Raw genomic sequence first — 13,034 nt, forward strand, 5'->3', positions numbered from 1 at the left:
TCTTGAGTGGCGTTTCAGCGTAAAAACCCGGCGGCCATCGGCGTCAAGGCGCCCTTCCCCGGCTTCATCGAACCGGCCCTGGCGACCTCGATCGGAAGGGTGCCGTCCGGCAGGCGATGGCTTCACGAAATCAAGTTCGACGGCTACCGGGTGCAGGTCCATCTGGCCAACGAGGCGGCAGGATCTTTACCCGGCGTGGCCACGACTGGACGCACCGCTTCAAGAAAGTCGCCCACGATGCCTGGCGCATCAAAGCGAGCTCCGCCGTCATCGACGGCGAGATCGTCGTCCCCGCCACCGACGGCACCACCGACTTCTCGGTGCTGCAGAACGAGCTTAAGGGCAGGTCGACCAAGATCGTGCTGGTGGCGTTCGATCACACACTGCTCTATCTGAATGGCCGCGATCTGCGGAAGCTGCCTCTATTCCTGAGGAAGGCCGAGCTGAGGAAGATCGTCGATGGCACCGACGTCCAGTTCAGTGAAAGTTTCGAGATCGGAGGTCAGGAGATGTTCGCGCACGCCTGCAAACTTGGTTTGGAAGGCGTCGTCTCGAAGGTGCGAGACGGTCCCTATCCGAAGGGCCGCACGAGCGATTGGGTGAAGAAAACCTGTGTCCAGCGCGAGACGCTGACGATCGCCGGCTTCGCCCTCGACGAGGGAAAGTGGGACGGCATCTATGTCGGCCGCCGCAAGGGCGACGATCTCGTCTATGCGGGGAAGGTCGACCACGGCTTTGATAAGACATCCGCCGCTGATCTCCAAAAGAGACTGAAGCCGCTGATCCGGAAGACGCAGCCGTACACGAAGCGGATCGCACATAAGGGCATCTGGGTCGAACCAAAGCTGCTCGCGGAGATCGAGTATCGCGCGAAGTCGGCCGAGGGAAAGGTCCGGCACCCATTCTACCGAGGCCTGCGGGAGGATTTGTGATGGATGCATTCGATCGCTTCTGGCAGTGGGCCAACAAGCCCTGGAGAGTCATCTGACCATACCGGCCGAGTTATATCGGGCCGTCATGGAGCTCGCTCCGGAGGACCGACGGGACCGCGCCACCGTGAACGAGGCCGTGGGACGCGTCCTAGATTCCCGAAAGGGTTGAAGGGACTTCCCGCGTCGGCCCGCCATAGAAACTAGCCCCGCGCGCGCCGCAGCGCAGCTTTCAGCCGCACCTTCTCCTTATCCCAGCGAGCGTCTTCGGTTTGCGATTTCTTCTCAAGTGCCTCGACCTCGGCCCTGATGGCGGCCGCCCGCTTCGCGTGCTCCTGCTCGGCCTTGGCCAACGCAGCCTGCGCCTTGTCGACCGCCTGCTGACGTCGTTCACGCTTTTTCTGCCTGGCGGCCTCTTCCTTCGCCTGTTCTCGCTCGCGGCGCCTCTGCTCCCGTTCGTAGGCGAGAGCGGCCTTCCGCTCCGCAGCCTTGTCGACGGGGGGAGAGGAACCCTTCTTCGCCTTTGAGCCTTTCGACTTGCGGGCGGCTTTCTTTGGTCCGCCGCGGCCAAGATCGGTAGGCAGCTCGGCATGTTCGCTGAAAGGTCGGTCGGTTCCAACCGGGCGCCTGAGAACGACGCCGGGCTTTGCCATGGCCGCGGCGATGACGTCCGGATCGTCGCTCTCCTTCGCCGCGCCCTGATGAAACAGATTGCTGTCGGCGCCCCAGGCTTCCAGAGCCGCCTTCATAGATGGCGCGGCGATTGCCTGATCGTAGAAGCCCAGCGAGGTCTGATAGGTCTTCAGTTTTCTGGCCATCGGTCTGATGCGCCCTCCGCGATCGATCGTGCTCGCGCCACGGCAGCGCCTACGGAACACGACGCGGGCTGGAAGCGTTCCCTAAAGCTTGAAGGACGTCCATGCATTTCGCAACGCGCATTCAAGGATTGGCTTCGAATGAGCCGGACATCGACCCTGCCCAAGCGCTTGCAGCCGATGCTCGCGACGCTCACCGACGCGCCGTTCAGCGATGCCGACTGGGTTTTCGAGGACAAGTACGACGGCTTCCGGATGATCGCGGAAATCCGGCGGGGCAAGGTTGCACTCTACAGCCGCAACGGCAAGATCATCAGCCGCAGCTATATCGAGGTCGCCAAAGCGCTGGAGGGCGTGAAGGGCGACGCCGTGATCGACGGCGAGCTCGTCACGATCGGCAAGGACGGCGTCTCACATTTCCAGCTACTTCAAAACGCGCTGCGTCATGAAGCGAAGCTCCTGTATTGCGCCTTCGATCTCATGTTTCAGAACGCAGTTGACTTGCGCAAACAGCCTCTTCTCGAGCGCAAGGAGCGGCTGAAAGCGATCCTGCCGAGCAACCGCCTGATCGCCTTCAGCCGTCACCGCAAAGCGAACGGCACGAAATTCTTCGCCGAGGCCGAGCGGAAGGGCCTGGAAGGCGTCATCGCGAAGCGCGCCGGCAGCGCGTATGCGTCCGGAAGCCGGACGGCGGATTGGCTGAAGATTAAGACAGCAAAGCGGCAGGAAGTGGTGATCGCGGGTTTCACGGCGCCGAAGCGCACCAGACCGTTCTTCGGCGCCCTGGTCCTCGCTGTGCGGGAAGACGACACATGGCGCTATATCGGACACGTCGGCACTGGCTTCAGTCACAAGGTCCTGGGAGACCTCCATGCCAAACTCGTGAAGCTAACGACCCCGAAATCACCCTTCCCTGCCAAAGTGAAGGACGAGGCCGCCACGACCTGGGTAAGGCCTTCGTTGGTGGCCGAGGTCAAATTCGCGGAGTGGACGAGCAAGGGCGAGCTGCGCCAGCCCGTCTACCTCGGGCTCCGGTCCGACAAGCGGGCGAAGGATGTCGTGCGCGAGCGAGAACGACCGCGCAAATAACGCTTCCCTTCGGGCGCAACCGCGAGCGGAACGAATTTGCGCATTCGCCTCGTCTGCTGTTAATTCCCTGCACGCTGACGCGCTCAGTCCCCTCGAAGGTCGTGGATTTCTGGTCGCATGCCCTTAGGGGTGATTTGGAGCGTCGCTAGCGTGATCGGTAGCTTGAAGCGCCGCGGTCCCGCGCTGCCGGGATTCAGGTAGAGAACGCCACCGACTGTGTCGATCTTCGGCACGTGGGAATGCCCGGAGACGATGATGTCGATGCCGGCGCCAAGACCGGCCTGCAGCGTCTTCAGGTCGTGCAGAACGTAGATCGACTTTCCCGCCAGGCGCACGAGCTTCGTGTCGGGGTATTGGCGGGCCCACGCGTCGTTGTCCACGTTTCCGCGGATGGCCGTGACGGGCGCGATCCGGCGAAGCGCGTCGACGATCTCGGGGCGCCCGATGTCGCCGGCGTGAACGATGTGGTCGACACCCGCCAGGCCTCGTTCCGCCTCGGGCCTCAACAGGCCGTGCGTGTCCGAAATGATTCCAATCCTGAACATCATTTCCCCGCGCTCTCAACCGCGTTCGCCAAAAGACGATCGAGAAGCTCTACCTGAGCGGACAGCATTGTGGCCCGCGCAAACTCGATATCGAACCATTCCGCGCGGTCGACTTCGGGAAAGATTTGGCGTTGGCCGCTTCGCGGCGGCCATTCGATATCGAAGGTATTGCTGGTCAGCGCCGCCGGGGCAAAATGGCCCTCGCCTGCGAATGCGATGACGCGCTTGCCTCCGCGCTGTCGGACCTCCCCCAGCTTCCGGAGTGGACCAATCGAAGGGCTCGGGCCGAGTTCTTCGGCAAACTCGCGCCGCGCGGCCTGCTCCGGAGCATCCGCTGCATCGATTTCGCCCTTCGGAATGGACCAGGCGCCACTATCCTTCTTGCGCCAGAACGGACCGCCGGGATGAACGAGCAGAACCTCGCGCCCACGAGCGCCCTTGCGGTAGGCGAGAACGCCCGCGCTCAACAGCGATCTCCTGGAAGTGTTCTTCAGCGTGCTCCTCCTTCGTCACCTCGATGAAGGTGTCCGTGTCGACCTTGTACCCCTTGACGATGTCCTCGTTGTCGACCTCCTCACCGGTATCGACATCAACCTTGGCGTATTTGATGCGGTGGCCGGTCTTTCGATTGAGCTGGTTGAACGAGACCTTTTCGGATACCGATCCGATCTCTTTGCGCCTGGATGTCTGGATGGCCCCGAAGTATCACCCCATGCCCCTGTCGGGCGGCGACCGCAAGGCTCTGGCGAAAGAGATCGGCAAGGCACGCACGATGGCCAACATCCTGGCCGCCCAATCGGCGGAGACGCGGGCCAAGGGCGAAGCAATGATTTAGCAGGCTGGCAGGCTGCTTTGCGAAAGCTGGAACGAGCGGATGTGGAGCGACGGCGAGGCCTTCAGCTGGGAGGGAATGGTGAAATTGTACATCGGCGCGCCGATCACCACGATGTCGGCGGCAAGGAACTCGTCGAGAACCGCCGTCGAAAGGGCCGCTCGGAGAGCGGCCCTTTCCTTGTTACCAGCTCCGGGTGCCGAAGCTAAAACCGATGGTCGGACCGCCGCCGTAGTAACCGCGATCGTAGTAGCCCGGCCCGCCATAATAGCCGTAGCTGCGGCGGACCACATAGCCGTCGTCATCGCCGTAATAGCGCTGAACGTAGCGGGGACCGCGAGTGCGGTAGCAACGTCCGTATTCGTTGCAGACCAGGCGGACCTGGTCGATGCCGGAGACCCCCGCGGAGCCAACGGCGGTCGGATTGAGCGGTGCGGCGACCGCTGCCGATCCCAGCAGCGCCGCCGCAATGGCGCCAAATGCGATTGTCTTCATGGTGTTCCTCCTTAATGCGAGATCAGTGGATCTCTTCGATAATGCGACGGTCACCGGGCTCGACGATGTAGGTGCGGCTGTCGCGGTTGATGTACCGGTATTCTCGGAGCGTCGGAGCCTCGCGATAAACCTCCTCGGGGAAGGCCTCAATCTCCACGCCCTCCGGCACTCGCTCGCCGGTGCGGATTTCGGTCCGGACCGAGCTGCCGGTCGTCACGCGCTTCTCCCGCTCGGCAGGATGCGCCTTGGCGTGCTTGCGAATGACTTCACGATCGCGATCGCTGAACGTCGCGTTACGCTGCTCGGTGCGCGCCGGCGCGGCGGCCGTGGAGCGGCCGGTGTACGGCAGGGTCGCGACGATCTTGTAGCTCGACGGCTCCACGATGACGATCTCGTCTTTCACCAGAACGAAGTTATAGCCGCGATATTGCGGCACGAGCTCCACCACTTCGGCCGGCAGCGGCTGCAAGCGGACGTCGCGTGGCACGACCGTGCCCACCGATAGCGAGAAGTTCACGTTGTTCAGCGGCTGCACGTTCAGGTGCGAAATGGACGCGCTGATGCGAGTCCGCTGCTGGTCATTGATGTTCACCGACGCATTCGCGTTGGTGTTCGACGAACGGTCGGCCGTGTTCTGCTGATTGTTCGGCTGCTGGGCCGTGTTGGTCGAACCGCTGCCCGTCGGCGACTGCGCTTGGCTGGTGCCCGAGGGGGGCGGATTGGCGCTCTGCGTCTGGGGGTTCGTGTTGGAAGGCGAATTGGTCTGCGCCTGGTTCGAAGGCGCGGCGCTCTGGTTCGAGGGCGGATTGGTCTGCGCCTGATTAGTCGAAGTGCCCGAAGCCGGCGCCTGCGTGGTGTTGGTGCCAGCACCGGAATTGGTCGATTGGCCTGCGGCGGCCTGACCGGCCGAAGACGGAGACTGCGTTTGTGCCGAATTCGTCGGAGGATTGGTCTGCGCGGATCCCGAGGAAGAGTTGGATGAGGGTGCCGACGTCGAAGCGGACGGCGTCGACGTGGAGTCCTGCTGACGTTGCGTCGTAGACGGGTTCGAGCTGGACGTGCTGGGAGAAGACTGCGCGAAAGCGGAAGTAGCGATCGCGACTGCGGCGGTCGTGGCCAAGAATAAACGCTTGTTCATCTGAAACCTCCTGGATGTGGACGCCGATCAACCTCTGATGTGTTGCGAAGTTCCTTTCCGGGACATTTCGGCAACGCAGAGGCCCCAGCCTTGCTTCCGACCGGCGACGGATCGCTGTGTAAGCGAAATTGGACGCATCGACCGTGTCGGGAACAACCGGAACTTCGGGCAAGTCTCCTCGTTGGCAATGACCACTTACGAAAATCCTATGAGGAGGACATCATGAAGAAGTTGATCGTGTGCAGCGCCCTTGCCGCTTTCGCCCTCGGCACCCAGGCCGCGAGTGCCGCCGAGTTCTACATCGTTCGCGACGCGACCACCAAGAAGTGCACCATCGTCGACAGCAAGCCGACAACGACCACCACGACGGTCGTAGGCGACGGTGTCTACAAGACCAAGACGGAAGCCGAATCCGCCGTGAAGACCACGAAGGTCTGTACCGAGCAGTAACCGCTCCGCGGCTCCGAACGGGCAACATTGGAGGAGAAAATGCCCGTCCTGATTTTATGGGCCGTTCCTGCCATCCTCGTTGATTGGCGGCGTCGGCTATTTTCTGGTTCACATGCACTGAGTGATTAAAACTCGCACAATGGGCTCGTCCGGAATTCCGGGCGGGCCCATTTCGTCTGGCGCGGCGACAACGGCCGAAGTTTGCGACCGTCGCGGCGGCGATTGAGGCGCCCGCGAATCCCTTACGACCCATTTAGGTTGGCGCGAGGCGCCGTCCCCGGGCGATCAGCTCGCGATATCGAGCTTCGTAATCTCTTGCCATCCGGCTCGCCGCGAAACGTTCCTCGAAGCGAGCGCGAATCCTTCTTCGGTCCAGTCGGCCCACCTCGTCGAGGGCTTCGATCGCCTGCTTCTCGCCGTCCGCGATGAAGCCTGTGACGCCGTCTTCCACGACTTCCGGCACCGATCCCGAGCGGTAGGCGATCACGGGCGTACCACACGCCATCGCCTCGATCATGACGAGTCCAAACGGCTCCGGCCAGTCGATCGGAAACAGGAGGGCGGCCGCGCCGGCGAGGAATGGCTGCTTCCTGTTTTCGTCCACCTCGCCGATGAGCTTGATCTCTTCCCCGTCGATCTCGGGTTCGAGCTTCTTCTTGAAGTAGGCCGTCTCCGCGCGTGGTATCTTGGCCGCGATCCGCAGCGGCATCCCGACGGCGCGTGCGATGCGTATGGCGTCTTCCGGTCCCTTCTCCGCCGTGAGCCGACCGAGAAAAGCCAGGTAAGAACCCGGTTCGTAGGAGGGCCGAAGCAGATCCGTTGGCAGTCCGTGCGGAATTGTCGCGATCCAGTTCGCATCCGGAAGCGGCCGGCGCTGGTTGGCGGAGATGGAAACGAAGGGAGCTTCCGGAAAAGCTCCGATCACGTCGGATAGGCCAGGAATGTCGAGCCGGCCGTGCATGGTCGTCAGAAAGGGCACCCCGGCCCGGCTTAGTACAGGCAGGGGCAGCCAGTCGACATGAGAGTGAATCACGTCGAAGTCGCGGGCGCGGTCGGCGATGGTCTCGATCATCACCGCGCAGGCGGCGTTCGGATCGACGCCCTTCCGCCCCAGGCGCAACGCGCGCGGCCACACTGCCTGGAGCGTTGCTTTCGTCTTCGAATCCCGGCTCGCGAACAGGGTGACGTCGTGTCCAAGCCCAACCAGCTCGTCCACCAACCAGGCAATCACGCGCTCCGTGCCGCCATAAAGCTTCGGAGGGACGCTTTCGGCAAGTGGCGCGAGCTGGGCGATCCGCATCGGTTAGGTCCCGAAAACAAACTGTAGGACCAAGACAAAGGCGGCGGAAAAGATCGGCGCGATGGCGAGCAGCGTCCAGGCGGGCCTTGTGCTTCCGCGAGCGGCCCGCGCGACGAGCATCTTCAGTCCCTCAACATTCGTCCGGAAGCCGCCGCAGGTCGGCAATCCCAAAGCTGGCCGGTCTCTTCGGAATCGCTCTGTCGCTCTTGCCCTATTCCCGACAGGTGGCGCTGGCGCTCCAGTAGACATCGCCGCCCGCCGTGCAAATCGGCTTCGGGGGCGCTTCGCGCGGTACAGCGTCCAGGCCATCTCTGTGGCCCTTCTCGCCACGATTTCGTCGACCATCCTCGTGCTCCGCGGCCGGATCCAGTCGCTGCCAACTCGATGTGCTCCGGAAAGTTTCCGGGTTTTCCCGAAGAGCCCATGGGAAGTTAGCCGGAGAGTCGAGACGCGGAGGTCAGGAAGCCTTTGTCCCCGAGTTGCTCGGCGCCTTGATGCGTCAGCCGCCGTTCAGCCGCTTGACCAGCGCTGGGGGGTGCGGGGTCCGACGCAGTCACGTAGAGGCAGGAAGCCCAGGCGGAACGATCAAGCAGTCGTTCTGCTCCGAGGAGATTGTTCTGCAACGCGATAAGATGTCGTGATACGGCACCCGCGCCGGCAGGCGCCCCGCTCGGCGCAGTCCCGTCCGATCGTCGCTAGGATTGCCATATCGCGCTTGAGGTTCGTCATAGCGGCGAATCCATCCGGGCGGCTCACTGGGTCTTCAAAACCGTGACCTGGAAGTTCACGGCCCGCCTTCGCTATCGCCGCGTGGTCGGCACGCCTCGCAATGGGCCGAGCGTCAATCCAGCAACCATCACCTCTTTTTCCCGTTGTGAGTCGGGCAGATAGCTTGGAAGGAGAAGTTGATGAAGAAGATTGCAATGGTGGCGGCCATGGTCGGCGCCCTTGGCGTCGGCTCGATCGCGACGACATCGCCCGCCGAAGCTCACTGGCGCGGCGGCTGGGGCCCCGGCATCGCGGGCGGCTTGATCGCCGGCGCGGTGATCGGCGGACTGGCCTCGTCGGCCTACGGCTGGGGACCTGGCTACGGCTACTATGGGGGCCCCGGGTACTACGGCGCCGGCTATTACGGCGGACCATACGCGTACGACTATGGATACGATTCGCCTTATCGTTGGGGCGGCGGCTATGCCACGACCACGTACTACACGGCGCCCGTCTCCTATGGCTATCGGTACCGCCGGGTCGTTCGACCAGCCTATGCTTATTACGGCGGCGCATATCCGATCGTGCGGCACCGGTTCCATCATCATCACTGGTGATGCGCTCCCAACGCGACCTCAAGCCGCGCCGGTACGGCGCGGCTCTCGCTCGTCCGAAGCGCAATCGTCCAGACGATACCATCCGTCCGCAAAGAAGTCCTACCGATCGAGCGCCAAGCCGTCGATCGGGCGAACGTCTCACCGGCTTCGTCCACCGTCTCGCCTGCCGGCCTTCCGCGTGGATGCGGGACCGCTCGCGGCTCGCCAGCGCCGACACGCGACCCGCATGCTCGGGCACGGACGCAACGGACAGCGCTGTAGCGGCGTCTCACGCTCACCTCGCGCGATCGGTCAACCGTCCTGACTCACGGCATGCCGAGCGCTCGATGCGTTCGACCAGGCGCCGCAGAATCCGCGCCAACGCGCCGAGACCGAATGAAGGTTGACCGCGGGGAGTCGCCCCTCGTGAACTCATGCTGGGCGACGGAACATTCGGCTCAGCCGCCAGTTCGCCCAAGTTCGCGGCGGCGCACTTGTAACTCCTAAGCAAGCGTTTGTTCATGTAGGTTCCGCTGATGTCACCGTCCGATCCAGTCGGGAGTGTTCACGATCGACGCCAACGAAGGCTATTGATCGTGCTGGCTTTCGGATTTGTGGTTTTTGGCGCCGCTGCGGCCGCCCTTTTCTATGTCTTACAGCCCGAAACCCTCCGGATCGCTGTCGGACCCGCAGGCAGCGACGACCATCAGGTGGTCCAAACGATGGCCGAGGCTTTCGAGGAGGAAAGCAGGACGGTCAAGCTCTCCCCGATCACGACCGAAGGAGCTGCCGAATCCCTGGTCCTGCTGGGCGCCGGCAAAACCGACCTGGCAATTGGTCGCGGCGATCTTGGCATGCCGGCCGACGCGCAGACACTGGCCGTCCTACGCAAGAACTACGTCATCCTGTGGTCGCCCTCCGGGCGACCGGGCAAGGACTCCAAGAAAAAGTCCACTGGAAAGATCGGAGAGATCGCCGATCTGGCCGGTCATAAGGTCGGCATCATCGGAAGGTCCGGAGCCAACGTCGCACTCTTGCGGACCATTCTGGAGGGCTCCGGCGTGCAGCCCGAGAAGGTTGCCACGGCTCAATTCGGGACCGAAGAGATCCAAAAACTTGCTCAAGACGTCACCATCGATGCGTATCTCGCCGTCGGTCCGCTCGACAGCAAGATCACCGCGGACGCGATCGCGGCGACTTCCCGATCCCGCGGAGCTCCGAAGTTTCTTCCGGTAGAAACATCCGAGGCCATCGCATTGAAGCACCCCCGCTACGAAGCCGAGGAAATTCCAGCTAGCATCTTCAACGCGAGACCGGCCTGGCCTGAGGACAAGGTCGATACCATCAGCGTCAACCATCTCATCCTGGCCAGAAAAGAACTATCGGAAGCCAAAGCGGCGGCCTTCTATCGGCAGCTTTTCGCTGTGCGCGACACGATCGCGCAACGTGTCGCCGGCGCCGCGCACATCACGAAGCCCGAGACGGAGAAGGAGGCGGAGCCCTCCGTGCATAGGGGGGCCGCGGCGGTCATCAACGGGACAGAGCGGACCTTTCTGGACAAGTACAGCGACTACTTCTGGTTCGCCTTGCTGCTTCTTTCCGGCATCGGTTCGGCCGCCGCCTGGCTGCGTCGCTATCTGAACCGGGACGAACGGGACGACGACACGAGCCACCGCAACCGCATTCTCGCGGTGGTCTCGGAGGTTCGCAATGCCCGGTCCGAACAGGACTTATTGACATCGCAACGTGAAGTCGACGCGATCATCGCCGACATCCTGAAGAGCTACGATGATGGAGCGATCGAACAAGAGGATCTGGCCGCGTTCGATCTGGTCCTTGAACTGTTCAATCATGCTGTCGCCGAAAGGCGAGCGACGTTGCAGAGCGATCCCACCGATCAAGCAAAGTCTCCGGGTCCAAGCCTTGCGACTCGCCGGTAGGGCATGCGGCCCATGAGAGTGTATCTAGCTGGCCGCGGCCGCTCAAAGGTTCGCGCGGAGCCGCTTGATGAAGGGATGGCGCACCTTCCCCTCGGCCGACTTGGCGGGGTACTCGATCTCGGCCAACAGCTTCGGCTCCGCCCAGATGCCTTTGTGGCGATCCGTATCATAAAAAAAGGCCCCGCATCGCGGGGCCTTTGTCTTGTCGAGGCGGAGGAGCCCTATCGCCGGGCGCCCGCGCCGTAAAGCTCGCGCTCGCGGCCGATGTCCTCCGGCGACAACGGCGGGCTTGCGGCATCGAAGTCGGTCCAGCCGGACTTCTGCCAGGCCGCGCTACGCTCCTGCAGGTTCACCGCTTTCTCGTTGAGCAGCGCATCGAGGCGCGCGCGGTCCTGGTCGGGCACCTTTGCAGTCACCAGCGTGCCGCCGCGGCGGACGCCCTCGGCATAGCGCGAGGCGTCTTCGCGGGAGACGCCGGCTTCCGTCAGGGCACCGACGATCCCGCCCGTGGCCGCGCCGGCTGCCGCGCCGACGGCCATCGAGGCGAGCCAACCCGCCGCCACGACCGGCCCGAGGCCGGGGATCGCGAGCAGGCCGAGGCCGGCCAAGAGGCCTGCCGCGCTGCCGAGGCCGGCGCCGATGCCGGCACCGGTGCCGGCGCCTTCGGCGCGATCGTCGACGCCATCGCGGTCACGATCGACCTTGCCGGACCGCGCTCCGTACCAATTGTCCGAATTGTTGGCGACGATGCTGATGTCGGAGTGCGGCACGCCGGCTCCTTCGAGACGGGTCACAGCGCGCTCGGCATCGGCATAGGTGTCGTAAAGGCGCGAGATGGTGGTTGTCATTGCATGATTCCTTACTTGGCGGGGTTTACGTTGCCCTGGAAGTCCAGGCTGACGTCGGTCTTGGTGCCAGCCTTGTCGGCCTTGCCGCGCCAGATGCCCTGATCGTCCTTGTGCAGTTCGGAGACGTTGGAATATCCGGCGCCCTCGATCCGCGATTTCGCCTGTCCCTCGGTGAAGCTGTTGCGGCCCTCGACCGGCTTGTTCGAGTTGTTCTGGTCCGAGCTGTTGATGGCATTGTTGCCCGGCACGGTTTGCGCGGGCTGCGACTGCGCGCCTGCGGGCACGGCTGCGAGCATCAGCAAGGTTACGGCTAATACGGTAAGACGTCTCATTTGTTGTTCTCCGGCGGTGAATGTGCCGGCGGCAACCTGTAAGATTCGAATTGGTTGCTAGGGCGCGAAGACGGGGAGTGAGGCAGTGCTACCTCTCTTTAAAGCGAGCCTGAGCAAATGAAGCAGTGAGGAACGATTGCCGCGATGTCCCGTTCAGCCTTCTTGCTCACCTCCGCGGCGGGCCGGCGTCCTTACGAGATTGCCCCGACTTAAATCGGAGATTGCGAGCGACAACCGTGATCGAATTGGTTCGAAGGGAGTAATCGCGCAGCTTTGCATATCATCGGGGTACGGGCGATGAAGATGATCGTGGACAGTCTCGTTTCAGGCGTATTTCCTGCGGGCCTGAGGAGCGCTTTGATCCGCTTCCCCGAGTATCCGAAATTGAAAGAGGACAACATTCTGCTGCCGTTTGCTGATCTTCCCAAACTGAGGCGGCCAGAATGAAAGAGCCCGCCAACCGAGGCGGCCTTACTTCATGCGCCCAAAAGGCGGGTTGCCGTAACCAGAATTACGAAGCCGGCCCCGGTGACGGCAACGAAGGTGAGGAAATACCAGATGCGATACATGCCGGGTTAACCCGCACGCGTCCGGATGGTTCTGTAAGCGGACAAGCTTCCCGCTGGTTTGGAGCGCCTTACTCGTCGTTTTCGGTCCATGTCTGTTCGCTGCACTGGCACCTGAACATGCGAACCGTCTTGCCGTTTTTTACATTCAGCGTCTTCAGCTCAAGCCTAGGGGTTCGCCCACATTGATTACACGGCTTGGTCGGATTGGGTTGAAAGCTGGAAAAAACTTCGTTCTTAAAATCGTGATGCACGGCAGTGTCCTCTCCGTATGCAAAGTCACTAAGTGCAAAAGTGAACATTTGTTCCAGCGGAGAATCGGCCGGCACCTTGAAATGAACGAGGCCGACAAATGTCGGTCTTACGTTCTAAGTCGGAGCTTGTAGACCGGGCGAAGCAAGCCATTCGCTCATGTGCACGCCTGTCTCAGCCTGCCGTGCTTTCTAGAGGA

13 protein-coding genes and 5 pseudogenes are annotated in these 13,034 nt (G+C 62.6%); 7 read left to right on the forward strand and 11 right to left on the reverse strand.

All coding sequences use genetic code 11. The features are described 5' to 3' along the window. Positions 1-6: 6 nt before the first annotated feature. Positions 7-932 (forward strand): annotated as a pseudogene (gene ligD / locus ACVWW1_RS20310) (non-homologous end-joining DNA ligase). Between the two features lie 200 nt (positions 933-1,132). On the opposite strand, the gene ACVWW1_RS20315 reads toward ligD (ACVWW1_RS20310), so the two are convergent. Next, positions 1,133-1,747 carry a cell envelope biogenesis protein TolA gene (locus ACVWW1_RS20315; RefSeq protein ID WP_456657212.1) on the reverse strand — a complete coding sequence of 205 codons (615 nt, stop codon included), beginning with the start codon at positions 1,745-1,747 and terminating at the stop codon, positions 1,133-1,135. A 138-nt stretch (positions 1,748-1,885) separates the two neighbouring features. Here ACVWW1_RS20315 and ligD (ACVWW1_RS20320) point away from each other — a divergent pair, with 138 nt between their 5' ends. Further along, positions 1,886-2,833, forward strand: coding sequence for a non-homologous end-joining DNA ligase (ligD, locus tag ACVWW1_RS20320; protein ID WP_456657213.1), 948 nt, complete (start codon positions 1,886-1,888; stop codon positions 2,831-2,833). 83 nt (positions 2,834-2,916) lie between these two features. Here ligD (ACVWW1_RS20320) and ACVWW1_RS20325 read toward each other — a convergent pair whose 3' ends face one another. From ACVWW1_RS20325 to ACVWW1_RS20335, 3 genes and pseudogenes are all read right to left on the reverse strand, one after another. After that, entirely contained in the window at positions 2,917-3,381 is a 465-nt protein-coding gene (locus ACVWW1_RS20325) for a metallophosphoesterase family protein (RefSeq protein WP_456657214.1), read from the reverse strand. Continuing rightward, the gene (locus ACVWW1_RS20330) at positions 3,378-3,845 is read right to left on the reverse strand and encodes an NUDIX domain-containing protein (RefSeq protein WP_456657215.1); all 468 of its coding nucleotides are present in this window, start codon (positions 3,843-3,845) and stop codon (positions 3,378-3,380) included. The genes ACVWW1_RS20325 and ACVWW1_RS20330 overlap by 4 nt, the downstream gene beginning before the upstream one ends. Then, positions 3,829-4,041 (reverse strand): annotated as a pseudogene (locus ACVWW1_RS20335) (Ku protein); the annotation flags it as partial. The pseudogene ACVWW1_RS20335 and the gene ACVWW1_RS20330, both read right to left, overlap by 17 nt. A gap of 28 nt (positions 4,042-4,069) precedes the next feature. Between ACVWW1_RS20335 and ACVWW1_RS20340 the strand changes: the two are divergent. Then, positions 4,070-4,274 (forward strand): annotated as a pseudogene (locus ACVWW1_RS20340) (hypothetical protein); the annotation flags it as partial. Here ACVWW1_RS20340 and ACVWW1_RS20345 read toward each other — a convergent pair. From ACVWW1_RS20345 to ACVWW1_RS20355, 3 genes and pseudogenes are all read right to left on the reverse strand, one after another. Then, a pseudogene (locus tag ACVWW1_RS20345) lies at positions 4,270-4,353 on the reverse strand (NAD(P)H-dependent oxidoreductase); the annotation flags it as partial. The pseudogenes ACVWW1_RS20340 and ACVWW1_RS20345 overlap by 5 nt on opposite strands. Before the next feature lie 40 nt (positions 4,354-4,393). Next, on the reverse strand, positions 4,394-4,705 hold the full coding sequence (locus ACVWW1_RS20350) for a hypothetical protein (protein ID WP_456657216.1): 312 nt from the start codon (positions 4,703-4,705) through the stop codon (positions 4,394-4,396). A 22-nt stretch (positions 4,706-4,727) separates the two neighbouring features. After that, positions 4,728-5,843: a DUF1236 domain-containing protein gene (locus ACVWW1_RS20355; protein ID WP_456657217.1), complete on the reverse strand. Its 1,116-nt coding sequence runs from the start codon at positions 5,841-5,843 to the stop codon at positions 4,728-4,730. 222 nt (positions 5,844-6,065) lie between these two features. On the opposite strand from ACVWW1_RS20355, the gene ACVWW1_RS20360 reads away from it, so the two are divergent. Next, the gene (locus tag ACVWW1_RS20360; RefSeq protein WP_456657218.1) at positions 6,066-6,293 is read left to right on the forward strand and encodes a hypothetical protein; all 228 of its coding nucleotides are present in this window, start codon (positions 6,066-6,068) and stop codon (positions 6,291-6,293) included. 253 nt (positions 6,294-6,546) lie between these two features. Here ACVWW1_RS20360 and ACVWW1_RS20365 read toward each other — a convergent pair whose 3' ends face one another. Continuing rightward, the gene (locus tag ACVWW1_RS20365; protein WP_456657219.1) at positions 6,547-7,593 is read right to left on the reverse strand and encodes a glycosyltransferase family 4 protein; all 1,047 of its coding nucleotides are present in this window, start codon (positions 7,591-7,593) and stop codon (positions 6,547-6,549) included. Between the two features lie 908 nt (positions 7,594-8,501). On the opposite strand from ACVWW1_RS20365, the gene ACVWW1_RS20370 reads away from it, so the two are divergent. Further along, positions 8,502-8,918 (forward strand): hypothetical protein, encoded by a 417-nt coding sequence (locus ACVWW1_RS20370; RefSeq protein ID WP_456657220.1) that lies wholly within the window; start codon positions 8,502-8,504, stop codon positions 8,916-8,918. 515 nt (positions 8,919-9,433) lie between these two features. After that, entirely contained in the window at positions 9,434-10,837 is a 1,404-nt protein-coding gene (locus tag ACVWW1_RS20375; protein WP_456657221.1) for a TAXI family TRAP transporter solute-binding subunit, read from the forward strand. A 42-nt stretch (positions 10,838-10,879) separates the two neighbouring features. Here the strand turns inward: ACVWW1_RS20375 and ACVWW1_RS20380 are convergent. The 3 genes and pseudogenes from ACVWW1_RS20380 to ACVWW1_RS20390 form a co-directional block, all read right to left on the reverse strand. Further along, positions 10,880-10,993, reverse strand: a pseudogene (locus ACVWW1_RS20380) (DNA ligase); the annotation flags it as partial. A gap of 65 nt (positions 10,994-11,058) precedes the next feature. After that, positions 11,059-11,685, reverse strand: a complete 627-nt coding sequence (locus tag ACVWW1_RS20385; RefSeq protein WP_456657222.1) for a hypothetical protein — start codon at positions 11,683-11,685, stop codon at positions 11,059-11,061. Between the two features lie 11 nt (positions 11,686-11,696). Beyond that, the gene (locus tag ACVWW1_RS20390) at positions 11,697-12,017 is read right to left on the reverse strand and encodes a hypothetical protein (protein ID WP_456657223.1); all 321 of its coding nucleotides are present in this window, start codon (positions 12,015-12,017) and stop codon (positions 11,697-11,699) included. 297 nt (positions 12,018-12,314) lie between these two features. On the opposite strand from ACVWW1_RS20390, the gene ACVWW1_RS20395 reads away from it, so the two are divergent. Beyond that, the gene (locus ACVWW1_RS20395; RefSeq protein ID WP_456657224.1) at positions 12,315-12,464 is read left to right on the forward strand and encodes a hypothetical protein; all 150 of its coding nucleotides are present in this window, start codon (positions 12,315-12,317) and stop codon (positions 12,462-12,464) included. Positions 12,465-13,034 lie beyond the last annotated feature (570 nt).

The organism is Bradyrhizobium sp. JR3.5 (genome assembly GCF_054057015.1).